At 61.5% G+C, this 22,545-nt stretch carries 21 protein-coding genes and 1 pseudogene; 5 read left to right on the forward strand and 17 right to left on the reverse strand.

Going from position 1 to position 22,545, the window contains the following annotated elements; translation table 11 throughout:
* Positions 1-64: 64 nt before the first annotated feature.
* The 5 genes from CAF80_RS11975 to CAF80_RS11995 form a co-directional block, all read right to left on the reverse strand.
* Entirely contained in the window at positions 65-1,282 is a 1,218-nt protein-coding gene (locus CAF80_RS11975; RefSeq protein WP_074690129.1) for a multidrug effflux MFS transporter, read from the reverse strand.
* Complete coding sequence (locus CAF80_RS11980; protein WP_074690131.1) at positions 1,275-2,231, reverse strand: diiron oxygenase; 957 nt, start codon at positions 2,229-2,231, stop codon at positions 1,275-1,277. The genes CAF80_RS11975 and CAF80_RS11980 overlap by 8 nt, the downstream gene beginning before the upstream one ends.
* Positions 2,228-3,301 carry a SagB family peptide dehydrogenase gene (locus CAF80_RS11985; RefSeq protein WP_039767906.1) on the reverse strand — a complete coding sequence of 358 codons (1,074 nt, stop codon included), beginning with the start codon at positions 3,299-3,301 and terminating at the stop codon, positions 2,228-2,230. Before CAF80_RS11985 ends, CAF80_RS11980 begins: the two co-directional genes overlap by 4 nt.
* Before the next feature lie 441 nt (positions 3,302-3,742).
* Positions 3,743-4,939 (reverse strand): class I SAM-dependent rRNA methyltransferase, encoded by a 1,197-nt coding sequence (locus CAF80_RS11990; protein ID WP_085667381.1) that lies wholly within the window; start codon positions 4,937-4,939, stop codon positions 3,743-3,745.
* A gap of 123 nt (positions 4,940-5,062) precedes the next feature.
* The gene (locus tag CAF80_RS11995) at positions 5,063-5,602 is read right to left on the reverse strand and encodes a type 1 glutamine amidotransferase domain-containing protein (protein WP_085667382.1); all 540 of its coding nucleotides are present in this window, start codon (positions 5,600-5,602) and stop codon (positions 5,063-5,065) included.
* A gap of 227 nt (positions 5,603-5,829) precedes the next feature.
* Between CAF80_RS11995 and CAF80_RS12000 the strand changes: the two genes are divergently transcribed.
* The 3 genes from CAF80_RS12000 (at position 5,830) to CAF80_RS12010 (ending at position 7,877) form a co-directional block, all read left to right on the forward strand.
* Entirely contained in the window at positions 5,830-6,642 is an 813-nt protein-coding gene (locus CAF80_RS12000; protein WP_163976907.1) for an HDOD domain-containing protein, read from the forward strand.
* Positions 6,643-6,671: 29 nt separating this feature from the next.
* Positions 6,672-7,484, forward strand: a complete 813-nt coding sequence (gene mutM / locus CAF80_RS12005) for a bifunctional DNA-formamidopyrimidine glycosylase/DNA-(apurinic or apyrimidinic site) lyase (protein WP_011336398.1) — start codon at positions 6,672-6,674, stop codon at positions 7,482-7,484.
* A gap of 69 nt (positions 7,485-7,553) precedes the next feature.
* On the forward strand, positions 7,554-7,877 hold the full coding sequence (locus CAF80_RS12010; protein WP_074690137.1) for a multidrug transporter: 324 nt from the start codon (positions 7,554-7,556) through the stop codon (positions 7,875-7,877).
* 38 nt (positions 7,878-7,915) lie between these two features.
* On the opposite strand, the gene CAF80_RS12015 is transcribed toward CAF80_RS12010, so the two are convergent.
* From CAF80_RS12015 to CAF80_RS12035, 5 genes are all read right to left on the reverse strand, one after another.
* Positions 7,916-8,167: a YfhL family 4Fe-4S dicluster ferredoxin gene (locus CAF80_RS12015; protein ID WP_003195146.1), complete on the reverse strand. Its 252-nt coding sequence runs from the start codon at positions 8,165-8,167 to the stop codon at positions 7,916-7,918.
* 102 nt (positions 8,168-8,269) lie between these two features.
* Positions 8,270-8,749: a pantetheine-phosphate adenylyltransferase gene (gene coaD / locus CAF80_RS12020; protein ID WP_007953414.1), complete on the reverse strand. Its 480-nt coding sequence runs from the start codon at positions 8,747-8,749 to the stop codon at positions 8,270-8,272.
* Between the two features lie 115 nt (positions 8,750-8,864).
* Positions 8,865-10,460 (reverse strand): GMC family oxidoreductase, encoded by a 1,596-nt coding sequence (locus tag CAF80_RS12025; protein WP_074690139.1) that lies wholly within the window; start codon positions 10,458-10,460, stop codon positions 8,865-8,867.
* A 42-nt stretch (positions 10,461-10,502) separates the two neighbouring features.
* Entirely contained in the window at positions 10,503-11,048 is a 546-nt protein-coding gene (locus CAF80_RS12030; protein WP_074690140.1) for a twin-arginine translocation pathway signal protein, read from the reverse strand.
* A 24-nt stretch (positions 11,049-11,072) separates the two neighbouring features.
* On the reverse strand, positions 11,073-12,503 hold the full coding sequence (locus CAF80_RS12035) for a coniferyl aldehyde dehydrogenase (RefSeq protein WP_074690142.1): 1,431 nt from the start codon (positions 12,501-12,503) through the stop codon (positions 11,073-11,075).
* A gap of 146 nt (positions 12,504-12,649) precedes the next feature.
* Here CAF80_RS12035 and CAF80_RS12040 point away from each other — a divergent pair, with 146 nt between their 5' ends.
* Positions 12,650-13,321, forward strand: coding sequence for a TetR/AcrR family transcriptional regulator (locus CAF80_RS12040; RefSeq protein ID WP_039767914.1), 672 nt, complete (start codon positions 12,650-12,652; stop codon positions 13,319-13,321).
* A 28-nt stretch (positions 13,322-13,349) separates the two neighbouring features.
* The gene (locus tag CAF80_RS12045) at positions 13,350-14,204 is read left to right on the forward strand and encodes a sulfurtransferase (protein WP_039767915.1); all 855 of its coding nucleotides are present in this window, start codon (positions 13,350-13,352) and stop codon (positions 14,202-14,204) included.
* A 4-nt stretch (positions 14,205-14,208) separates the two neighbouring features.
* Here the strand turns inward: CAF80_RS12045 and CAF80_RS12050 are convergent, their stop codons facing one another.
* From CAF80_RS12050 to CAF80_RS12080, 7 genes and pseudogenes are all read right to left on the reverse strand, one after another.
* Positions 14,209-15,039: an AraC family transcriptional regulator gene (locus tag CAF80_RS12050; RefSeq protein ID WP_074690144.1), complete on the reverse strand. Its 831-nt coding sequence runs from the start codon at positions 15,037-15,039 to the stop codon at positions 14,209-14,211.
* Positions 15,040-15,043: 4 nt separating this feature from the next.
* Complete coding sequence (locus CAF80_RS12055; RefSeq protein ID WP_052266540.1) at positions 15,044-16,081, reverse strand: hydrolase; 1,038 nt, start codon at positions 16,079-16,081, stop codon at positions 15,044-15,046.
* A gap of 45 nt (positions 16,082-16,126) precedes the next feature.
* A complete protein-coding gene (locus CAF80_RS12060; RefSeq protein WP_256578150.1) occupies positions 16,127-17,620 on the reverse strand; it encodes a pitrilysin family protein in 1,494 nt (497 codons plus the stop codon).
* Positions 17,613-18,955 (reverse strand): annotated as a pseudogene (locus CAF80_RS12065) (M16 family metallopeptidase). Before CAF80_RS12065 ends, CAF80_RS12060 begins: the two are co-directional and overlap by 8 nt.
* A gap of 116 nt (positions 18,956-19,071) precedes the next feature.
* The gene (gene rsmD, locus CAF80_RS12070) at positions 19,072-19,677 is read right to left on the reverse strand and encodes a 16S rRNA (guanine(966)-N(2))-methyltransferase RsmD (RefSeq protein ID WP_039767919.1); all 606 of its coding nucleotides are present in this window, start codon (positions 19,675-19,677) and stop codon (positions 19,072-19,074) included.
* Complete coding sequence (locus CAF80_RS12075) at positions 19,677-21,164, reverse strand: pitrilysin family protein (protein ID WP_039767920.1); 1,488 nt, start codon at positions 21,162-21,164, stop codon at positions 19,677-19,679. The genes rsmD and CAF80_RS12075 overlap by 1 nt, the downstream gene beginning before the upstream one ends.
* Positions 21,157-22,512 (reverse strand): pitrilysin family protein, encoded by a 1,356-nt coding sequence (locus CAF80_RS12080; RefSeq protein ID WP_064600101.1) that lies wholly within the window; start codon positions 22,510-22,512, stop codon positions 21,157-21,159. The genes CAF80_RS12075 and CAF80_RS12080 overlap by 8 nt, the downstream gene beginning before the upstream one ends.
* Positions 22,513-22,545 lie beyond the last annotated feature (33 nt).

Raw genomic sequence — 22,545 nt, forward strand, 5'->3', positions numbered from 1 at the left:
GGAGGGAATGGCGCAAAGCGTTGTTCCAGTGCTGACGAAGCGTGCGGGATGACGACCGGCAGGATTAATCGCTGTCCGGTTGCCCCACCAGATCGTTGCGCCGACTGATCCGCGCGTTCAACGCCAGTGCCACCCCGCTGAGTATCACGAAGCTGTAGCCCAGCGTGGATTGCAGATTGGTGGGGCTCAGGCTGATCAAGGCACTGATCAAGCCTCCGCAGATGAAAATGATCGTGCTGCCGGCCGAGGCCGAGGTGCCGGCGTTTTCCGGAAACAGACTCATGGCTCGGGACGTGGCCGCCGGCCGGGCAATGGTGGTGCCGGCGGTACAGATCAGCATCGGGATCAGCACGGTCGCCGGAGCCAGTGCAAAGCTTGACGACAGGTACACCAGGGTCACGCCGGCGAACAGGATCAGACTCAAGCCGACGACCATCTGCTGGCCGCTGTTGATGCGCCTGCTCAGCACGCTGGCGAGGATACCCCCGGTGACGTAAGCCGCACCGTAGATCAGCAGGATCAACGAAAATTCGTAAGCGGACAGTTGCAGCCGATCCATGAAGATCAGCGGCGAGATCACGATGAATGAAAAGTGGCAGGCGAACGCAAATGCCGAAATCAGCCAGTAGCCGACGAAGTCGAAATCTCCCAGAACCTGTCGATAGGCCGTGAGGAAGTTCGTCCGGGTGCCACTGGCGATCGGTCGGGTGTTCTCCAGAAACAGCCAGGCCTTGAGCAGTACTGCGGCTGATAATGCGATGAACACCCAGAAACTGCCGCGCCAGCCCAATGTCGCCTGAAGAAAGGTGCCAGCCAGCGGCGATATCGAGATGAAGATTCCGCCGGCGGTCACCATCAGGATCCGCAGGCGATCACGTTGCTCGCCTTCAAACAGGTCCTGCACCAGCGCCTGTGACAGCACGAAGCAACCGCACCCCAGCGCCTGCACCACCCGAAAAATCAGAAACAGCGAATAGTCCGAGGTCATCACGCACCCGAGGGCGCCGAATATGGAAACGCTCATGCCGGCGAGCAGCAGCCCCTTGCGGCCGATCACATCCGACAGCGGCCCGATCAGCAACTGGGCGAAGGCAATCCCGACCGCAAACAGGCTGATCGACAGGGCGATGTCCGCCGGGGTGCGGCGAAAGTGTTCGGCCAGGGCCGGAAACGAGGGCAGCAGGACATCCAGTGGAAAGACGCCGAGCAACACCATTGCCAGCAAAAGACTGACAGCCCCGCGCCGCTGTCGTCGGGTCACCACAGATTGTCCGTCATCCATCGATCAGTCCTGCCCTGGCAAATAGTGTCTGGTTTTGAGGTTCGGCGAAAAATCCGGCTTTTTTCAATGCATTCAATGTAGCGAGGCTGCCGGCGCGAGCCCGCTGCCGACTGGCCTGGGTCGTTGTCATCGTGCCGAGAATGTCCATCACCGTCGTGTTTGCAATGCCCGCGCCACCGAGGCTTTCCTGCAGCCAGTGCTCATCCACTTCGAAGAAGATTTGCAGAATGTCGAGCAAGGTCGTCGCGGCAAACGTTCGCTGTCGCGGATTCAAGTGCAGCCAGAGGTAGTGGAACACTTCGGTGAAATAGCGGCTGTGGCGCGCTTCATCGGTGAGGTGATCGCGCAACATGTCGTTGACGCCGGACACCAGACTGTCGCGGCAGACATCCAGCAGTTCACGGGCAATGATGGTTTCCGAGACGAAACCCAGAAGAAAGCACGCCAGTGGCCGTTGCTCCTGACTGGTGCGAGCTATCAGCAGGTTCATCCGGGTGATCCGTCTGGGCATCACCGGGCGCCCGGTGATGGCGTAGAGGCTGGCGATCTGCTCGGCCACCTGACTGGAAAACAGGGCGTGGTAGCCCTCGTCGGTGTAGAGCTGGAGCGCGGCGGTTTTCATCGGCGCCGGCACCGCGACGGGCAGCTCGCCGTGGACGATGGTTTCGACGGCGCGATTGACGATCCGGTGTTCGAGCAGCGTGGTGTAGTCGAGAAAATGCACCAGATGTCGAGCCGTAAGTCGATGCAGCATCGAACGGCCCGCCGCTTCGATGGCTGGATGGGCCAGATACGGCAGGAACGCCGGCGGAAACCAGTGCCGGGTCTCCAGTTGTTCCTGCACGTTGTCCGGCAAGCGGTAATCGTGAGGACTGGTGCGAACCGAGGCGCGGCTGTTCCAGTCGCTCAGGGTGAACTGAAAGACCGGCTCCGGGGCGAGGGCGTTCATGGCTGTGCCTCACGCAACAGGTCGCGCATTTCCTCACACATCGCCTGGCCGTCGCTTTCCCCGCAACCGACAAAGAACAAGGGTTGTTCCGCACTGTTCTCGAGCTTCAGCAACGCTTCGACCTGCTCATCGGAAAACGCGCCTGTGAGCCAGGTGTTCATGCCGAGCGCTGTCGCCACCAGTTGAAACGTCTGCGAAAGGTGCCCGGCTTCGACGAACGCCATTCGATAGGCGCGCGAATGCGGGTATTTCCACCAGAGCCGGTCGAAGCGGGCGGTGATGAACAGGCCCAATGGCAGGTTGTTGATGAAGTGCTGGCCCCCCAGCAGATTGCCAAATTCGCTGTCGGGCAAGGGACTGATAAAGCTCAAGGCGTGTTCGGCAGGGTGGTAGGCATACGCGCCAGGCGCCAAAGCGTCGACGTTCTGCACCAGCACGAACCCGGCGCAGGCATTGAGGCCGCCTCCGGAAGGGCTGCTGCGTCGTGCGCTCAGTCCATCGGCAATGCTGTCGTCGCGGTCGGCTTCGCGTTCTCGCAGGTAACCGAGTGACAGGTAAAGCAATGTGCCGACATCGTCCAGCGAAACGGCGGCACCGGTGAAGGAGCGGCAGGTTTTTCGCCGGGTCAGTGAGTTCAACAGGCTGTCGTCATTCAGTGCCAGCGGTTCGGGCAGTGCGATAAGTGCGTTCGGACCGGTATCCACAGGGGCATCGGCCGGCGGTGGAATGGTAAGCACTGTGTTGCAGTGTTCCAGGTACTGCCGAGACCATTCCTGAATATTTCGGGGAGTGTGTTCGCAGGGGATATCCCGGGTCCCGATATGGTAGATCCTGGACAGTTCATCCCAGCCCCAGACAGGCGCTGAGATTTTTGAAGAAGTCAGTATTCCGGCATTTAATAGCTGTGTGTCTATTATGTTGCTGTTGTCATATAGGTCAGGGTTGTGGACAAGTTGTGCCAGTCGAGAAGCGTACTCAAGATCAAGTTCGTGTTGAGTATGGTCTTTGTAATTCCAGACTATCTGGCCGGGCGTTTGTGGCAGTATGAATAAATAAGGATTTATATGCATGTTGGATCGCGCTGCTCTGGACAGGTAAATTCTCAGAGGCGCTGGGTAGCCGGCTATACCCAGCGCCAACCTTACTTAACGAGCTTTAGGTGCGACCAGAAAAGCCAGGTTTGCGAGGGTGCGGGATTCCAGAGTAATTGCTTTCATGATTGAACTCCTTGTTCATTTTGCTTCGTGGTTAGTTGGTGCCACCTTCGTGGTGACGACTTAATAATAGTTTGTAATGGATTAATCGCAAGCAAATATTAAGTAGGAATAATCCAGTAATTCTGTCGGAGTGATCTTTGGTATAGGGGTGAGTGTGTAAGTTAAATTCCGTAAATAAAATATTTAAGGAAATTTCCTGCGCGTCGGCAGGACGATAAATGTAGGAAAGTTCAGGACAAAAAGAAGGGGGGCCCCGTGGGCCCCCCTTCCGATAGCGTCAAAGCCTTGCGTCTGTCAGCTGTTCGGCAGCAGGCGGCAGGTGATGCTCTTGATGTAGCGGGTTTCCGGGATGGCCGGGTGTACCGGGTGATCCGGGCCCTGACCGCCACGCTCCAGCAGCTGAATGTTGCGGTCCAGGTGACGGGCGCTGGTCAGCAGGATGTTCTGCAGGTCGTCTTCCGGCAGGTGCATCGAGCACGAAGCGCTGAACAGGATGCCGTCCTTGTTGAGCAGGCGCATGGCTTGCTCGTTCAGGCGGCGGTAGGCGCCTTCACCGTTTTTCAGGTCTTTCTTGCGCTTGATGAACGCAGGCGGGTCGGCAACGATCACGTCGAAGCGCTCTTCGCTGGCCTTGAGTTCCTTGAGGGCTTCGAAGACGTCGCCTTCGATGCAGGTCATCTTGTCGGCGAAACCGTTCAGCGCAGCATTGCGCTCAACACCATCGAGGGCGAAGCCCGAAGCGTCGACGCAGAACACTTCGCTGGCGCCGAACGCAGCGGCCTGCACACCCCAGCCACCGATGTAGCTGTACAGGTCCAGCACGCGTTTGCCTTTGGCGTAAGGGGCCAGGCGCGCGCGGTTCATGCGGTGATCGTAGAACCAGCCGGTTTTCTGACCTTGAACCACTGGCGCTTCGAATTTCACGCCGTTCTCTTCCAGAGCCACCCACTCCGGCACCACGCCGAATACGGTTTCGGTGTAACGCTCGAGGCCTTCGGCATCGCGGGCGGCGGAGTCGTTCTTGAACAGGATGCCGCTTGGCTTGAGCACTTGGGTCAGCGCCGCGATCACGTCATCTTTATGGGTTTCCATGGTCGCCGAGGCGAGCTGGACCACGAGGATGTCGCCGAAACGGTCGACCACCAGGCCTGGCAGCAGATCGGAATCGCCGTAGACCAGACGATAGAACGGCTTGTCGAACAGGCGCTCGCGCAGCGACAGGGCCACGTTCAAGCGATGCACCAGCAGCGACTTGTCCAGCGCCAGCTTGATGTCGCGCGACAGCAGGCGCGCGCAGATCAGGTTGTTCGGGCTCATCGCAACGATGCCCAGCGGCTTGCCGCCGGCGGCTTCGAGAATCGCCTGGTCGCCGGCCTTGAAGCCGTGCAACGGGGTCGCGGCCACGTCGATTTCGTTGCTGTAGATCCACAGGTGACCGGCGCGCAGGCGACGGTCGGCGTTGGCTTTGAGGCGCAAGCTAGGCAGGGACATGACGTCGCTCCGGAAAAAAGAGCGGGAGTATACCGTGTTGCGCCTTATGCCGGGTCTGGCGTGCGATGAAACGCGGCAGACCTCGCCACGAGCAGGCCCGCCCCGCGTCTGTGGGCCTGAGCCCTATGCCGACAGCGCGTCGATCAGTGCGCCGCTGAACGCCGGAATATCGTCCGGTTGGCGGCTGCTGATCAGGTTGCCGTCCTTGACCACCTCCTGATCGACCCAGTTTGCTCCCGCGTTGACCAGATCGTCCTTGACCGTCTTGTAGCTGGTCATGGTCTTGCCATTGACCAGTCCTGCCGAAATCAGCAGCCAGCTGCCATGGCAGATCACCGCGATCGGTTTGCCGGCGGAGGTGCCGGTCTTGACCAGGTGCTGGGCGTCCTGGTCGATGCGGATGGTGTCAGAATTCTGCACACCGCCAGGGAGTACCACGGCGTCGTATTGATCGATGCTAGCGCCCTGGAAGGTCTGGTCGACCTTGAAGTCGCCCGCCGGTTTGTCATGGTTCCAGCCTTTGACCTTGCCGGCTTCGGCAGAAAGGATGTCGACCTGCGCGCCAGCCTGCTCCAGTGCCTGTTTCGGGCCGGTCAGCTCGACCTGCTCGAATCCATCGGTTACCAGAAAAGCGACGCGCTTGCCGCTGAGAGAAGTGGCCATCGATAAGCTCCTGAGTCTGTTGAAATGACTGCCCGAGGCAGACAGTGATCTGTTCCGGGCGCTACAGATTCCGAAGGCTTGTGAAGAATGAAAGTTCCAGGGAATTGCCCACTGGTGTGTTGTCGGTAGGTTTTTAGGGGTTAGAATCGCCGCCTGTCCCAGAGTGTGTACTTATGTCCCAAGAGCTGACCACCGAACAGATTCAACAGTCCCTGCAGGGCATCAGTGTGCCCGCGCAGCCGCAGATCATGGTGGATCTGCAAATGGAGCAGTACATGCCCGACCCGGACCTTGAGACGATCGCCAAGCTGATCTCCCAGGATCCCGGCCTGTCCGGCTCGCTGCTGAAAATCGTCAATTCGCCCTATTACGGCCTGAGCAACAAGATCACTTCGATCAAGCGCGCGGTGAACCTGCTGGGCAGCCGCTCGATCATCAATCTGATCAACGCGATGTCGATCAAGGGCGAGATGAACGACGACACCATCGTCACCCTCAACCGTTTCTGGGACACCGCCCAGGACGTGGCCATGACCTGCCTGACCCTGGCCAAACGCGTCGGCACCGAGGCGAGCGACGAGGCTTATGCCTTGGGCCTGTTCCATGACTGCGGCGTGCCGCTGATGCTTCAGCGTTTCCCGGACTACATGACGACGCTCGAAACGGCTTACGCCAACGCGGGTGCCGAGCGCCGGGTCGTGGACACCGAGAACGATGTCTACAACACCAATCACTCGGTGGTCGGTTATTACACCGCCAAGTCCTGGCGCTTGCCGGAGCATGTCAGCGCGGCCATCGCCAACCACCACAATGCCCTGGCGATCTTCAGCGACGAGACTTCGCGTAACAGTCAGATGAAAAACCTGCTGGCGATCCTGAAAATGGCCGAGCACATCTGCGCGTCGTACCGGGTGCTGGGCAACCAGACCGAAGACTTCGAATGGCAGGCTGTCGGCCCGCTGGTGCTCGAATACATCGGCCTCTCGGATTACGACTTCGAAACGTTGAAGCAGACCATCCGCGAACTTGGCGCGCACTGATTTAAAAAGACCCTTGATTCGAGACACTCATGCCTGAATTGCCGGAAGTCGAAACCACCCGCCGCGGTATTGCCCCGCACCTGGAAGGCCAGCGTGTCAGCCGGGTGATCGTGCGTGACCGGCGTTTGCGCTGGCCGATTCCCGAAGACCTTGATGTGCGGCTGTCCGGGCAGCGCATCGTGCTGGTCGAGCGGCGCGCCAAGTATCTGTTGATCAACGCCGAAGTCGGCACGCTGATCAGCCACTTGGGCATGTCGGGAAACCTGCGGCTGGTTGAGGTCGGGATGCCGGCGGCCAAGCATGAGCATGTCGATATCGAACTGGAGTCGGGCCTGGCCCTGCGCTACACCGATCCGCGGCGCTTCGGGGCGATGCTCTGGAGCAACGATCCGCTCAATCACGAATTGCTGATCCGTCTGGGTCCGGAGCCGTTGACCGATCTGTTCGATGGCGAGCGGCTGTATCAGTTGTCGCGCGGGCGATCGATGGCGGTCAAGCCGTTCATCATGGACAACGCGGTGGTGGTGGGGGTCGGCAATATCTACGCGACCGAAGCGCTGTTCGCCGCCGGCATCGATCCGCGCCGCGAAGCCAAGGGCATTTCCCGGGCGCGTTACCTGAAGCTGGCGATCGAGATCAAACGCATCCTCGCTGCCGCCATCGAGCGCGGCGGCACCACGTTGCGCGATTTCATTGGTGGCGATGGGCAGCCGGGGTATTTCCAGCAGGAACTGTTTGTCTACGGTCGCGGTGGCGAGCACTGCAAGGTCTGTGGCACGGGCCTGCGGGAAATGAAGCTCGGCCAGCGCGCCAGCGTCTGGTGTCCGCGCTGCCAGAGCTGAGCAAGGCATCCGAAAAAGTCCTACGGTCTATAGTGAGATGTCTCACTGTTCAGCCCGAAGGATCGTGCCATGAAGTCCTTGCAAACCCTCATCGCCGCACTGCTGCTGTGCTTCAGTCTGACCGTTCAGGCCACCGAAGGCGGCAGCGGTGATCCGCGTTACGCCATCCAGAATCCACCGGCCTACGCCATGCTCGGCGATCTGCTGATTGCCCGACCATTGCTGGTGGTGGCGACGGTGATCGGCGCCGGGGCATTTGTCGTGTCGTTGCCGTTCACCGCGCTGGGTGGCGGGATTGGCGATGCGGGAGAGGCGCTGGTGGTGGCGCCGGCGAAAGCGGCGTTCGTGCGATGCCTGGGTTGCACAGGGGAGGGGTTCGAGCAGCGTGAATGACGCGATCGCAGCCGGGAGCTGCGATCGGATTCAGTGGCTCAAGCCTTGCCGGTGATCTTGCGGTACTTCTCCATCAACTGTTCTTCAGTCTCCGGATGGGCTTCGTCCAGTGGAATGCAATCCACCGGGCAGACCTGCTGGCACTGCGGCTCGTCGTAGTGGCCGACGCACTGGGTGCACAGGTTCGGGTCGATCACGTAGATCTCTTCGCCTTGGGAAATGGCGGCGTTCGGGCACTCGGGTTCGCAGACGTCGCAGTTGATGCAATCGTCGGTGATGATCAGGGACATGCTAACTCCAGCCGGGGCGGGGAGCCCGGGCGCTATGAATCAATGCGCGCAATTGTGCCGCATTGGCGCCCGTAGTGCACGCGGGCGCCGTTTGAACGGTCGTTACTTCTTGAAGCGCAGGGTCAGGGCTTCGGCCACCGCCGGGTGGACGAACTTGCTGATATCGCCGCCCAGGGCGGCGATTTCCCGCACCAGAGTCGAGGAAATGAACGAATAACGTTCGGACGGGGTGAGAAACAGGCTCTCCACATCCGGCGCCAACTGGCGGTTCATGTTGGCCAGCTGGAATTCGTATTCGAAGTCCGATACCGCGCGCAGGCCACGCAGGAACACGTTGGCGTTCTGCTCTTTGGCGAAATGTGCCAGCAGCGTCGAGAAGCCGACCACTTCCACGTTCGGCAGGTGTTTGGTGACCTCGCGGGCCAGCTCGACCCGTTGTTCCAGCGGGAACAGCGGATTCTTCTTGGGGCTGGCGGCGACGGCAATGATCACGTGGTCGAACAGGCGCGAGGCGCGTTCGACCAGATCGCCATGGCCCTTGGTAATAGGGTCGAAGGTACCTGGGTACAACACTCGGTTCATCGCGTCGTCCTGGCGGGAATCCGTTGGGGAGTCGGATGGTATCGCAGCCGTCCCGGTCGGGAAAGTCGCCTGTTGGGTAAGAAAGCACTATAGACGATCGGAATTTTCGTCTTTTTCACGGGTTTCTCAACCGTTCGCCGAGGGATGTCGCCAGTTGCGCTGTCAGACCGTACACCGACAACTGCGGGTTGGCGCCGATGCTGGTGGGGAACAGCGAGCCGTCATGGATCGACAGATTGCTCAGTTGATGATGGCGGCCGAGGCTGTCGGTGACCGCGGTTTTCGGGTCCTCGCCCATCGCGCAACCGCCCATGACGTGGGCGCTGCCCAGACGGGTGCGATACAGCTCCAGACTCAGGCTGTCGATCAACGAGCGGGCCTCGGCCAGGCTGTTCACGTAGCGCGCATCGGCGTGCATCGGCATCACCGCTTTGGCGCCACCGGCGAACTGGATCTCGGCCATGCTGTGGAAGGATCGGCGCAAGCCTTCCCAGGTGTAAGGCGACACCTGATAGTCGAGCACCGGCGAGCCGTCACCGCGCAGCTCGACGCTGCCGCCCGGGCTGTCCGGGTGAAAACCGTCACGCAGCAGGGCCAGCATCGCGTGGGTGTGCGGCAGGTCCGCCATGTGTTGCGCGCTTTCCTGACCGAAACCACCGAGCAACGTGGCGGCCAGCGCCGGGTGCAGCGGTGGCACTTCGAGTTTGTAGGCCATCGGGCCAGTGGTGCCGTCCTTCCACTGGAAATGATCTGAATAGATCGACTGCGGCGCGCCGTAGAACGGGTTGATGACTTCGTCGAAACGCCCGGCGGACATGTTCACCAGATGCAGGAAGGTGCGCTTGCCCAGCCGTTGGTGCGGATCCGGTGCATCCGAGCGCATCAGCAGCGCCGGGCTGTTGATCCCGCCGCCGGCCAGCACGTAATGCCGCGCCTTGACGGTAATGTTGCGTCCAGTCGGCTCGACGCAACGTTCGTCCATCGCCATGCATTGCAGGCCGGTGATCTTGTCGCCGCTGATCAAAAGCTTTTCGGCCCGGGCCAGATACAGCAGCTCGCCGCCCTTTTCCAAAGTCGCCGGAATGGTCGTGACCATCATCGATTGCTTGGCGTTGGTCGGGCAGCCCATGCCGCAGTAGCCGAGGTTCCAGCAGCCACGCACGTTGCGCGGGATCACGTGCCAGCTGTAGCCGAGCTGTTCGCAGCCTTTGCGGATCACGTCGTTGTTGGCGTTGGGCGGCACCATCCACGGGGCGACGCCGAGTCGCTGCTCCATTTTTTCGAACCACGGCGCCATGTCGGCGGGGCTGTGGCCTTTGACGTTGTGTTCCCTGGCCCAGTGTTCGAGGGTCGGTTCGGGGGTGCGAAAACTCGATGTCCAGTTGATCAGGGTCGTGCCGCCGACCGCGCGGCCCTGAAGGATGGTGATCGCGCCGTCCTTGCTCATGCGGCCGATGCCTTCCTGATAGAGGCTGCTGTAGGCCTGGTCCTCCAGCAGTTTGAAATCGCTGCTGGTCTTGAGCGGGCCTTCTTCGATCAGCAGAACTTTATAGCCGGCGGCGCTGAGGATTTCCGCCGTGGTCCCGCCGCCGGCGCCGCTGCCGATGATGGCGACATCGGCTTCCAGAGTCAGGTCATCGGTGAGTTGCGCGCCGTTGTAGGTTTTCCAGCCACGGGCAAGGCCTTCGCGAAACGGGTCGGGTACGGGCATCGATCAGGTTCTCTTATTATTGTTATGCGTGGGTCGCCAGGCTCAAACGGCGGGCGGACCGGGGTAACCACAATGGGCCCAGGATTCGGCGCGGGTGTACCAGGCCATCATCACCATTTGCAGCAATGAGCTGTGGCCCATGCGCAGCAGGCTCAGGGAGCTGTTTTCCCAGCGCTCGAGGAAGTGGCGGATCGCCTCGGGGCTGGCGTTTTCCCAACTGCCCCAGATTCCGGTCAATGGCCCGCGCGTCACCGCCATGCCCAGCACGTCGAACAGTTGTCGCGTGAGCTTGAGCATTTCCGGCGACAGGTGATCGAGGCTGTAGTCCAGCGACTTGAGCGTTCCGTCGACAGCAGCGGGCATCTTTTCCACAGCAACGGCGCCCTCCAGCATCACTGGAATCAGCGCGCGCAGAAACAGCAGATCGCCGCTGCGCAACGTGGCGAATCCATTGGCCGATACGCTCGACGAACAGCCGCTGAGGCTGGCACCAAGGCCAGCGGTGGCGAGGAAAGCCGTGGCGCCGAGGCTGAATTTCAGCAGGCCACGGCGCGACAGGGCAGGTGTTTCGGTCAGGCTTGGGTGCATTATTGTTATTACCCGGCGGTGACGTTAGCGAATGAACAGTTTCTGGATCAGTTTCTGAATGGGTTTACCGTAAGGCGGGTAGATCAGCTTCGCCGCGTTGAAGCGTTGTTTGACCAGCACACCCTTGGCCTTGCTGAACGTCAGGAAACCTTCGTGTCCGTGGTAATGGCCCATGCCCGACGGGCCGATGCCGCCGAACGGCATGTCGTCCTGCGCCACATGCAGCAGCGTGTCGTTGAGGCAGACGCCACCGGAATGGGTTTCGCTGAGCACGCGCTTCTGTTCGTGCTTGTCGTAGCCGAAGTAGTAAAGAGCCAGAGGACGTGGCCGCTGATTGATGTAAGCAAATGCCTGATCCAGATCCTGATACGGCACGATCGGCAACAGCGGGCCGAAGATCTCGTCCTGCATCACCGTCATCTCGTCGCTGACATTCAGCAGCAGGCTGTGCGGCATGCGCCGGCCCTGGCCCTGGTCGAACAGCGGAATCAGCAGCGCGCCTTTGCTGGTGGCGTCGCTGAGGTAGCTGTTGAGCCGCGCCAGTTGGCGCTCGTTGATGATGGCGGTGTAGTCCGGGTTGTCGGCGAGTGTCGGATAAAACCCGCGCACGGCTTGGCGATAGGCTTCGACGAAGCCGCCGATGCGCTCTTCCGGGACCAGCACGTAGTCCGGGGCCACGCAGGTCTGGCCGGCGTTGAGGGTCTTGCCGAAAGCGATGCGCTCGGCGGCGTCCTTGAGCGGCACGTCGCGGGAGACGATGGCCGGGGACTTGCCGCCCAGTTCCAGGGTCACCGGCGTCAGGTTTTCTGCCGCTGCGCGCATCACATGCTTGCCGACGCTGGTGGAGCCGGTGAACAGCAGGTGGTCGAAGCGCATTTTCGAAAACGCCACGCCGACATCGGCCTCGCCGAGCACCACGCACACCAGATCCTCGGGGAAAATCCGCGCCAGCAGTTCCTTGAGCAGCAGGCCGGTGGCAGGGGTCGATTCGCTGAGCTTGAGCATCACCCGATTGCCGGCCGCAAGGGCGCCGGTCAGCGGGCCGATGGCCAGGAACAGCGGGTAGTTCCACGGCACGATGACGCCCACCACGCCCAGCGGCTGGTACACGACTTTCGCCGACGCGGGCTGGAAAGCAACGCCGACTTTGCGTTTTGAAGGTTTCATCCACTGACTGATGTGCTGGCTGGCGTAGTGAATGCCGTGCAGGCTCGGCATCAGTTCGGCGAGCAGGGTTTCATCGGCGCTGCGGTGGCTGAAGTCGGAGCTGATGGCGTCGATCAGGGCCTGCCGCTCGCTGCTCAGCAAATCGCGCAGGGCTTTGAGCCATTGCTGGCGCTGGGCCGCAGGCGGCATCGGGTTGGCGGCGTAGGCGGCACGCTGCGCGTCAAACAGCCGGTTAAGCTCTTCCAGCGGCTGTTGCAGCGTTTGCAGGTAGGCAATATCGGCAGTCATCGGCGGCTCCGGAGTTGTTGTTGTGAGGAGCTTTTTAGAGTCTATGCTCTAGAAAGTCAAATGGCTTCCTTGCGCATCCTGGTTTTATCCCGTTCCGGTTAGGCCGTAAGATGCCCCCCAACGCACTCTGAATTAAAGCTCAAGCCATGGCCCCACGGATCAAAACCAGCGAGCGCATCGTGCAGAACAGCCTCGAGCTGTTCAATCAGCAGGGCGAGCGCAGCATCAGCACCAATCACATCGCCGCCCACATGGAGATATCTCCGGGCAATCTGTACTACCACTTCCCCAACAAGCAGGCGATCATCGCCGTGCTGTTCAGTGAGTACGAAAGCCTGGTGGACAGCTTCCTGCGTCCGCCTCAGGGCCGTGCTGCGACGGTCGAAGACAAGCGCTTCTATCTCAAGGAGCTGCTGTCGGCAATGTGGCGCTACCGTTTCCTGCACCGCGATCTCGAGCATCTGCTCGACAGCGATCCTGAGCTGGCCGGGCGCTACCGGCGCTTCTCCCAGCGCTGCGTGATCCAGGGCGCGGCGATCTATGAAGGGTTCGTTGCCGCCGGCATCCTGAAAATGGATCGGGTGCAGATCGAATCCCTGACCCTCAACGCGTGGATCATTCTCACCTCGTGGGTGCGCTTCCTGTGCACGACCCGGGAAAATTCCAACTACCTCAGCGAACAGGCCATCAAACGTGGCGTGTATCAGGTGCTGGTGCTGGAAGCAGGGTTCGTCACCGAGCAGGCCCGCGATGAGGTCAATGCCTTGTTCGAAGAGTTTTACGTGCCGCTGGCCCAGGCCCTCGAAGAAAGACCCTAATCCCATTTCCACACTGGAGTCGTTCGCTATGCCGATTGCGCAACTGATCAGCCCGACCGCACTGGATGCCCGCAAGGCGCAACCGGGGCTGGTGATTCTCGATTGCCGTTTTGCCCTCGAAGACCCGGATTACGGCCAGCGCAGCTATGCCGAGGGGCACATCGCCGGGGCACATTTCGCTGATCTTGAGCGCGACCTCAGCGGCCCAGTGACCAAGGGTGTCACCGGACGCCATCCGCTGCCGGAGCCGGTGGCGCTGATCGAACGCCTGCAAGCGTTCGGCATCAACAATGACAGTGACGTGGTTCTGTATGACGACGGTCCCGGTGCCTATGCGGCACGGGCCTGGTGGTTGCTGGCGTGGCTGGGCAAACGCGACGGCGTGTTCATTCTCGATGGCGGGCTCAAGGCCTGGCATGCGGCTGGGCTGCCGTTGAGTCTCGATCCACCGTCAGCGGCCCGGGGCAACTTCAGCGGCCAGCCGGACATGAGCCTGCTGCTCAGCGCCGAGCAATTGCAACAGCGCCTCGGCCAGCCGGCCCTGACCCTGCTCGATGCCCGTGCCTTGCCGCGTTTCAAGGGTGAAGTGGAACCGATCGACCCGATCGCCGGGCACATCCCCGGCGCACAATGCGCGGCGTTTACCGACAACCTGGGCAGCGACGGGCGTTTCCTGCCGGCCGATCAGCTCAAGCAGCGTTTCGCCGCGAAACTCGGCGGGCGTTCGCCGAATGATCTGGTGGCTTACTGCGGCTCCGGGGTGACGGCGTGTCACAACCTGTTTGCCCTGTGTCTGGCGGGTTACCCGTTGGGTTCGCTGTATGCCGGATCGTGGAGCGAGTGGATCAACGATCCTGCGCGCGGTATCGCCACCGGCGAGTAAACGCTCAGCGATCCAGCCGCGCGCTGCGATAGGCTGCGGGGCCTACGCCGTAAACCTGTTTGAACTGCCGGCTCAGATGGCTCTGGTCGGCAAATCCCAGCTGCGTGGCGACTTCCACCGGCAGGCAGCCGCTCTGCAACAAGCCGCGCGCGCAGGCGATTCGCTGCTGCATCAGCCAGCTGTGCGGCGGCATGCCGGTGGCGCGGCGGAACACCCGGGCGAAGTGGAAGGGCGAGAGGTTCACCGCCGCCGCCAGTTCTTCCAGCGAGGGCGGCGCCGCCAATTGCGCGTGCAGCAACTCCTTGGCCATTGCCACCGCGCGATGCTCCTTGCCGGGATTGCCGTTGATCTGCACCGCCGCGTGACGCTGCAACAGCAACATCATCATCTCGCGCCACACCGTTTGCTGTTGCAGTGCGGTGGCGGGGCTTTCGAGCAAGCGGTGCAACTGACAGAACCCGCTGACCAGGTCCGGATCGCGATACAACGTCGCACCGAAGGCCGGCATCGGTGCGGTCGGCAGTTCCAGTTCATTCAACAGCGCGACGATCTGCCCGGTGTCGGGATAAAACGCCCGGTACAGCCAGCCGTCCTCGGTGCCCTTGTGGCCGTTATGCACTTCGTCCGGATTGATCAGCACCAGCGTGCCGCTGCCCGCCAGGTGTTCGGCGCCGCGATAACGGTAGCGCTGGGCGCCGGCCATGATCATGCCGATCACATAACCGTCGTGGACGTGCGGGGCGAAACGATGCTCGATGTAGCGCGCGGTCAACAGCTCGACCCCGGCCAGGGGCGCGGCTTGCCAGAAGCGGATCGACTCGCCCTGATCGCTCATGACCTCACCCGCGCCCCGCGTCGGCCAGCCACTGCGGAATCCGTCGTTCCAGGTAATAACCCGGCTGACGGAGCGTGCCGTCGACGAAACCTACATGCCCGCCCTTGTTCTGCAATTCGAACTGGGTCGTGGCCGACAATTCACTGGCCGAAGGCAGGCTGTGGGGAAACACGAACGGATCGTCCGCTGCCTGAATGATCAGGGTCGGTGTGCGGATCTCGCCGAGAAAATAGCGGCTCGACGCGCGGCGATAGTAATCCTCGGCATCGACGAAACCGTGCAGCGGCGCGGTCACCCGGCCATCGAAATCCCAGAAGGTGCGCATGTTTTCCAGTGAGCCGAGGGCGGCCAGTGCGGCGAGACCGTCCTCGCGTCCGTCGTGCTGGAACTGGCGCTGCTTGTTCTTGATGTAGGCGACCATCTCGCGCATGAAGTGCGCCTGATAGACCTTCGAGAAGCCCTGGCCGATACGGTCGGCACATTGATCGAGGCGAAACGGCACCGACACCGCCACCGCGCCGAGCACGCCGCTGGCGCTGCCGGTTTCCCCCAGATGCTTGAGCAACACATTGCCGCCGAGGGAATAGCCGACCGCATACAGCGGCGCCAATGGCCGCTTGGCTTTCAGATGGCGGATGGTTTCGGCGAGGTCTTCGCTGGCCCCGGAATGGTAGCTGCGGGGCAACAGATTCGGCTCGCCGGAGCAGCCGCGCCAGTTCAGCGCAACACTGGCCCAGCCTTGCGCGGCGAGGGCTGCCTGGATTCCGGCGACGTAAGGCGAATTGGAAGAACCGGTCAGCCCGTGCAGCACCAGCACTAGAGGCGCGTCGGCGCTGTGCGGGCCGTGCCAGTCGAGGTCGAGGAAGTCGCCGTCGTCCAGCCACAGCCGTTCGCGCTGGCGATCAAGGTGCACGGTTTTACGCCATAGCGGCCCCCACAAGGTTTGCAGGTGTGGATTGCCGAGGCCGAAGGCGGGTGTGAAGCGAAATCCGGGTTCTGAAGGAGAAAGAGGTGCGCGCACAGTAAATCTCGACGGTGTCATGCATGAAGTGGTCGCCACACAAAGGGCTGCCACTTCAAGGGAGATCTAACTTGCCACAAAGCCTGCATCAGCGCGACACGAATGCCCGGACGGCTCGACGGTCGGGACAGTGGCCGGTTGCGGCAGCGGCAGTTGGGGTACCGTCGGGCCCACGGTCACTACCCGCCACTGATCGTCAGGCAGATGTTTGTCCACTGCCATTCTGATCTGCTCCAGCGTCAGGCTCTGCACCTGTTGCGCGAAGAAATCCAGGTCGAGCGGCAAGTGATGACGGTTGATCTCGGTCAGGCGCGCGAGAATCTGCTCGTTGCTGGCACTGTCTGTGATGTTGGCGTTGGCCAGTCGGCGTTTGAAGTGATCGAGTTCCTCCTGCGAGGGGCCATCACGCCGGAAATTGCTGAGCATCGATTTCACCAGTGCCACCGTTTCATTCGCGAATTGGGGGCTGGTCTGCAGAGCGATTGATGTCAGTCCGCCACCTGCCCAGTCTTTGGTGCGAATGCTGACGCCGTATACCAGGCCTCGTTTGTTGCGCAGTTCTGTCATCAGGCGGGAGTTCGCACCACTGCCGAAAATCAGCGTCCCGGCATACAGCGCAATGAAATCCTCGTGTTGGCGCGACAGGCTGGGTTGCCCAAGCAATACGTGAGTCTGTTCTTGTGTGCGCTCGACATGGTGATGCATTTCAGTGCCGAACGCTTTGGGCGGTTCGACTGCGGGCAGTGCAACGATGGGCGCGGGTAGCGCGTTGGCGATTTGCAGGCTGATGGCCTGTGCCTGTTCGACGGAAAGGTCTCCCACCAACGTAATTTGTGTCTGGCTTGCCGAGTGGGTTTGTCGGTGGAACGTTTGAACGGCCTGACGGGTGATCGAGGTCATGTCGGCATCGGTTCCGTAGATCGAGCGGGCGTAGGGCGTGTCCGGAGCCAGCAGCTCCTGAAGGCGTTGCCTGGCAATGTCCGCAGGTTGTTGCTGTTGTGCCAGCTGCAAGCCACGAAGCTCGCTCTTGACCCTCAGCAGCGCTTCATCGGAAAGGGAGGGCTGCCCCAGCATTTGCGTAAACAGTTGCAGCGCCGGGGCGCTTTTGTCTGGATCGCTGAGGCTGCGCAACGTGAACGTGGCACGCTCCTGATCCAGAACCATACCGACTTTCGCACCCAGCCCGTCAAAGACTTCGGCGATCGCTGCATGGTCATTCTTGCCGCTCACCCCCTCGTTGAACAGGCTGAATGTCAACGCTGCCAGGCCGGGGTTGTCGCCATCGTGTGCACTGCCGGCGGCGAAACTGACGTGAACATCGAACATCGGCAACTCCGTCGTACGGATGAATAACGTTTTGATGTCCGTCGTGGTTTTCCAGCCCTTGATGGTCAATGGGCGTGGCGTCTGTCGGGACGTGTCTGTTTCCGACAGCGATTGCAATCGTGATTTGGGAAAACCGGCTGGCGCAGTATCGGCAGCAACCGGACTGGCAGACAGCCAGAGGATGAATGCAAAACCGGCCATGGCAGACCGAAAGAGGTGCGCAGATTTATCCATGTTTTTTCTCCGCAAGCACGTGGGCTGTGCTGAGGCGTTCGCGGATCAGGTACTTTTCAGCGACCTGGCGGAGGTCCTCGGGGGTCACTTTCTTGAGCTCGGCGATCTCCTGATCGAGCAATTGCCACGACAGGCCAGCGCTCTCGAGGGCGGCTATATGTATGGCAGTGTTCATGATCGAATCCCGGGCAAAAACTCTCTGGGCGATCAGTTGGGTCCGTGCGCGTTCCAGTTCTTCGGGAGAGGGGGGCGTGGTGCGCAGTTCTTCGAGCAGATCCCAGACGCGTATTTGTGCGGTTTCCGGGCTGGTGGGTTGTGAGCTGTCGAGGCGGGTGCTCAATGTCAGAAGAGTATCGCCGCGACTGTAAAGGTCGTAGCTGGCGCTGACATGGCTGAATACATGTTCCTTGTGTTGCAGGTGTTTTTGCAGGCGAGCGCTCTGGGAGCCTGCCAGCAACATTTCCATCAGGCGCAGCGCATGCGCAGTCCGGTATGTATCTGCCGTAGCCAGGCTGGGAACGTTGAACGCCATGATCAACTGCGAGGCGGGCACCGGTTGGTTGAGGATGAGGCGGCGTTCGCCTGGCTGCGGCAATTCGCGCGGTTTTACGGTTTGGGTGGGGGGCGACTGGCGAGGCCGCCGAAGTAGCGTTGAGCCAGAGGTTGAACGTAATCGAGGGTGACGTCGCCGACGACAACCAATGTGGCATTGCCAGGGGCATAGCGTGACTCATACCAGTCGCGCAACTGAGCGGTGTTCAAGGTGCGCAGGTCGTTCATCCAGCCGATGACGGGGGTCCGATAGCTGCTGGAGGGATAGGCCAGGCTTTCCAGACGCTCCATTGCAGTGTCCAGGGGACTGTCTTCCACACTCAAGCGGCGCTCTTCTTGAATGACATTTATCTCGGAAGCGAAATCTTCAGGTTTGAGGTGAGCAGTCGACATCAGGTCGGCCATCAGTTCGAATGCGACCCCAAGATAAGGCTTGGGCAAAGTCTGGTGGTAGGCAGTGACGTCTTTGCCGGTAAAGGCATTTTCCGATGCCCCCAGGGATTCCAGTATGGCGGATGCCTCGCCCGGACAGGTCTTGCTGCTGCCCTTGTAAAGCATGTGTTCCAGCGCGTGTGACAGTCCGGTCTGGCCCGGTGCTTCGTCAGCCGATCCGACCTTGAACCACAGTTGGGAAGTGACCAGCGGGGCCCGGTGATCCTCGCGGACGATGACCTTCAGGCCGTTGTCCAGCAGAAACTCATGGGTGGTCGGTGGTGGGGCGGCCAGCGCCAACAGCGGGGCCAGGGCCAGGCAAGGCAGCATCCTGCTGCACAAAGTGTCCATAAATGATGGGTCCTCAATGGATTACTGAAATGGCGTAATCCACTGTGGAGATTTTGCGCGGGCGGCGTGCGGTAGTTATCTACCGCGCGCCAGATTCGGCGTTCGCCAGACGATTGTCAGAGAGAGGGCAGGCCCCGTTGCCATAACGCGTAGTACACCCGCCCGGATTTTTGCTCGCGGTGCAGGCGCCAGTTGCCCGGCAGGCCGAGGGTCGATGGCGCGGTTTCGCTTTCAGTGTAGATCCACGAATCGTCGGCCAGCCATTGGCGCTCTTCCAGCAGCGTGCACACGGCGGGCAGCAGGTTCTGATTGAACGGCGGGTCGAGGAACACCAGGTCGAACGCAGTGGCGGTCTGGGTTTCCAGATATCGCAGCGCATCGGCGGTCTGTACGTGACCGTTGGTGCAGCGCAGCGTGCCGAGGTGTTCTTTCAGGCTGGACACCGCGACATGGCTGGCATCCAGCGCCTGACCCATGGCCGCGCCACGGGACAGCGCTTCCAGAAACAGCGCGCCGCTGCCGGCGAACGGGTCGAGCACCTTGGCCCCGGCAACGTACGGCGCGAGCCAGTTGAACAGGGTTTCGCGCACCCGGTCCGGCGTCGGACGCAGGCCCGGCGCATCAGGAAAGCTCAGCTTTCGGCTGCGCCATTCGCCGCCGATGATGCGCAACTGGTTCACACCGTTGTGCAGTTTTTGTACAGGTTTCTTTGGACTGGCCATTAATGCTCCGGAACCCCGAGCGGCTGCTCGGCAGGTTTATCAGATGGGGCCGGTAACGGCTTTTGCGGCACGGTCGGGCCAGCGCTGACGATGACCAGTTTATCCGTGCTCAAGTGTTTGTTGAGGACGTCGCGAACCTGCTCGACCGTCAGGCTCTGGGACTGACGCATGAAGTCGTCCAGATAACTCAGCGGCAGGTTGTAGAAGCCCATGGCGCCGAGCTGGCCAACGATATCGGCATTGCTCGCGGTGGACAGCGGGAAGCTGCCGGCCAGTTCGCGCTTGGCGTCGTCGAGTTCTTTCTGGGTCGGGCCGGTCTTGAGGTAGTCGGCGAGCACGTCCTGCACCAGTTTCAGGGTGCCTTCGCTCATTTCCGCTCGGGTCTGCAGGTTGATCATGAACGGGCCGCGCGCCTGCATCGGGCTGAATGCCGAATACACGCCGTAGGTCAGGCCGCGCTTCTCGCGCACTTCGCTCATCAGCCGGGTGCCGAAACCGCCACCGCCGAGGATCTGGTTGCCCATCGACAGCGCGGCGTAATCCGGGTCGTCACGGTCGATGCCCAGTTGCGCGATCATCAGGTTGGTCTGCTTCGACGGAAATTCGATGTGGCCGATGCCGGGTTTCGGCTCGGTCGGTTGCTCGACCTTCGCCAGCGCCGGGCCTTTTGGCAGTGCGGCGGACACCTGATTGGCGATCGCCTCGGCTTCGCTACGGGACAGATCGCCCACCAGCGCGATCACCACGTTGCCGGCTGCATAGGCCTTGGCGTGGAACTCACGCAGTTGCGCCAGCGTGATCTTCGGCACGCTTTGCGCATTGCCGTCGCTGGCGTGGGCGTACGGGTGATCGCCGTAGAGGCGCTTCATCAGCTCCAGGCTGGCGAGTTTGCCGGGGTTCTGTTTCTGGTATTCGAAACCGGCGAGCATCTGGTTCTTGATGCGCGCGAAGGAGTCAGCCGGGAAGGTAGGTTTGCCCACTACTTCCGAGAACAGCTTCAGCGCTGGCTCGCGCTTGTCGGCGGCACTCAGACTGCGCAGCGACGCGATGGCCATGTCTTTATAGGCGCCGTTGCCGAAATCCGCGCCCAGGCCTTCAAAGCCCTGAGCGATGGCACCGACATCCTTGCCCGCCACGCCTTCGTTGAGCATGGCGTTGGTCAGCAGGGCCAGGCCCGGCGCGTTGCCGTCCTGACTGCTGCCGGCGGAAAAGATCAGGCGCATGTCGAACATCGGCAGTTCGCGGGCTTCGACGAACAGCACCTTGGCGCCTTCGGCGGTGTTCCAGGTCTGCACGTCGAGCTTGCGGCTGGCCGGGGCCTTGCCGTCTAGCTCGGCCAGCGATTGCAGTTTCTGGCTGGACTTGGCGTTATCCAGCGCTTCGCTGGCCTTGGTGTTGTCGCTTGGCACCAGGTAGAACGCAGCGGAGCCGATGATGGCCACGGCGATCAGGCCGAGCAGCAGGCGTGGGGTTTTGCGCTCACTCATGAGTCGTCTCCAGTGGCAGGACGTGGGCGACGCTGAGACGTTCGCGGGTGAAATACAGCTTGGCGGCGTTCTGGATGTCTTGCGGGGTGACGCTTTCCAGATCGGCCAGTTCGGTGTCCATCAGCTTCCACGACAGACCGACGGTCTCCAGCTGGCCGATGGCGGTGGCCTGGCTGGTGATCGAATCACGCTCGAAAACCAGGCCGGCGATGACCTGCGCGCGTACGCGCTCCAGTTCTTCGGCGGACGGCGCGGTGGTTTTCAGCTGTTCCAGCAGTTTCCACAGACCGGCTTCAGCCTGAGCCATGGTCTTTTTCTTCTGGGTGTTCGGCGTGGCCGACAGGGTGAACAGGCTGTCACCGCGAGTGTAGGCGTCGTAGCTCGACGAACCGCCGGACACCAGCTCTTCACCGCGCTCCAGTTGGGTCGGGATGCGGCCGCTGTAGCCGCCGTCCAGCAGGGCCGAAATCAGGCGCAAGGCGTTGACCGAGCGTTTGTCTTCGGCGGTGGCGATGCTCGGGACGTTGAAACCGAGCATCAGGCTCGGCAATTGGGTCTGCACGTGCAGGGTGATCTGGCGTTCACCGGGCTCGGCCAGTTCCAGCGGTTTTTTCGCCGGCGGCACGTCACGTTTCGGGATCGGCCCGAAGTAGCGCTGGGCGAGGGTCTTCACCTCGTCCGGGGTCACGTCGCCGACTACCACCAGCGTGGCGTTGTTCGGCACGTACCAGGACTGATACCAATGGCGCAGCTCTTCGACTTTCATCCGCTCAAGGTCAGCCATCCAGCCGATGGTCGGCGTGTGGTAACCGCTGGCCGGGTAGGCCATGGCCTTGTAGCGCTCGAAGGCCTTGGCCATCGGCTTGTCGTCGGTGCGCAGGCGGCGCTCTTCCTTGATGACTTCGATTTCCTTGGCGAATTCGTCGGCCGGCAGGCGCAGATTGGCCATGCGGTCGGCTTCCAGTTCGAAGGCTACGCCCAGACGGTCGCGGGCCAGCACCTGGTAATAAGCGGTGAAGTCGTCGCTGGTGAAGGCGTTCTCTTCGGCGCCGAGATCGCGCAGGATCAGCGAGGCTTCGCCGGGACCGACTTTCTCGCTGCCCTTGAACATCATGTGCTCGAGGGCGTGGGACAGACCGGTCTGGCCCGGGGTTTCGTAGCTGGAACCGACCTTGTACCAGACCTGCGACACCACCACTGGCGCGCGATGGTCTTCGCGCACGACGACCTTCAAACCGTTGTCGAGAGTGAATTCATGGGTCGGTTGCGGATCGGCCGCCAGGGCCGAAAGGGGCAGGCAGACTGTGCTGAGCAGCAGGCCTGCGGCGCGGCGGGCTAGAGCATTCATTCGTTTTTAAACCTGTTGGGCTGCCCGCTTGGT

The organism is Pseudomonas sp. B34(2017) (genome assembly GCF_002112915.1).
Classification (GTDB): domain Bacteria; phylum Pseudomonadota; class Gammaproteobacteria; order Pseudomonadales; family Pseudomonadaceae; genus Aquipseudomonas; species Aquipseudomonas pharyngis.

What these genes read in the sequence shown, in the direction of transcription:
- CAF80_RS11975 (WP_074690129.1), bottom strand. Translation starts at nt 1,282, where the DNA reads ATGGATGACGGACAATCTGTGGTGACCCGACGACAGCGGCGCGGGGCT.
- CAF80_RS11980 (WP_074690131.1), bottom strand. Translation starts at nt 2,231, where the DNA reads ATGAACGCCCTCGCCCCGGAGCCGGTCTTTCAGTTCACCCTGAGCGAC.
- CAF80_RS11985 (WP_039767906.1), bottom strand. Translation starts at nt 3,301, where the DNA reads ATGCATATAAATCCTTATTTATTCATACTGCCACAAACGCCCGGCCAG.
- CAF80_RS11990 (WP_085667381.1), bottom strand. Translation starts at nt 4,939, where the DNA reads ATGTCCCTGCCTAGCTTGCGCCTCAAAGCCAACGCCGACCGTCGCCTG.
- CAF80_RS11995 (WP_085667382.1), bottom strand. Translation starts at nt 5,602, where the DNA reads ATGGCCACTTCTCTCAGCGGCAAGCGCGTCGCTTTTCTGGTAACCGAT.
- mutM (WP_011336398.1), top strand. Translation starts at nt 6,672, where the DNA reads ATGCCTGAATTGCCGGAAGTCGAAACCACCCGCCGCGGTATTGCCCCG.
- CAF80_RS12010 (WP_074690137.1), top strand. Translation starts at nt 7,554, where the DNA reads ATGAAGTCCTTGCAAACCCTCATCGCCGCACTGCTGCTGTGCTTCAGT.
- CAF80_RS12015 (WP_003195146.1), bottom strand. Translation starts at nt 8,167, where the DNA reads ATGTCCCTGATCATCACCGACGATTGCATCAACTGCGACGTCTGCGAA.
- coaD (WP_007953414.1), bottom strand. Translation starts at nt 8,749, where the DNA reads ATGAACCGAGTGTTGTACCCAGGTACCTTCGACCCTATTACCAAGGGC.
- CAF80_RS12025 (WP_074690139.1), bottom strand. Translation starts at nt 10,460, where the DNA reads ATGCCCGTACCCGACCCGTTTCGCGAAGGCCTTGCCCGTGGCTGGAAA.
- CAF80_RS12030 (WP_074690140.1), bottom strand. Translation starts at nt 11,048, where the DNA reads ATGCACCCAAGCCTGACCGAAACACCTGCCCTGTCGCGCCGTGGCCTG.
- CAF80_RS12035 (WP_074690142.1), bottom strand. Translation starts at nt 12,503, where the DNA reads ATGACTGCCGATATTGCCTACCTGCAAACGCTGCAACAGCCGCTGGAA.
- CAF80_RS12040 (WP_039767914.1), top strand. Translation starts at nt 12,650, where the DNA reads ATGGCCCCACGGATCAAAACCAGCGAGCGCATCGTGCAGAACAGCCTC.
- CAF80_RS12045 (WP_039767915.1), top strand. Translation starts at nt 13,350, where the DNA reads ATGCCGATTGCGCAACTGATCAGCCCGACCGCACTGGATGCCCGCAAG.
- CAF80_RS12050 (WP_074690144.1), bottom strand. Translation starts at nt 15,039, where the DNA reads ATGAGCGATCAGGGCGAGTCGATCCGCTTCTGGCAAGCCGCGCCCCTG.
- CAF80_RS12055 (WP_052266540.1), bottom strand. Translation starts at nt 16,081, where the DNA reads ATGACACCGTCGAGATTTACTGTGCGCGCACCTCTTTCTCCTTCAGAA.
- CAF80_RS12060 (WP_256578150.1), bottom strand. Translation starts at nt 17,620, where the DNA reads ATGGATAAATCTGCGCACCTCTTTCGGTCTGCCATGGCCGGTTTTGCA.
- rsmD (WP_039767919.1), bottom strand. Translation starts at nt 19,677, where the DNA reads ATGGCCAGTCCAAAGAAACCTGTACAAAAACTGCACAACGGTGTGAAC.
- CAF80_RS12075 (WP_039767920.1), bottom strand. Translation starts at nt 21,164, where the DNA reads ATGAGTGAGCGCAAAACCCCACGCCTGCTGCTCGGCCTGATCGCCGTG.
- CAF80_RS12080 (WP_064600101.1), bottom strand. Translation starts at nt 22,512, where the DNA reads ATGAATGCTCTAGCCCGCCGCGCCGCAGGCCTGCTGCTCAGCACAGTC.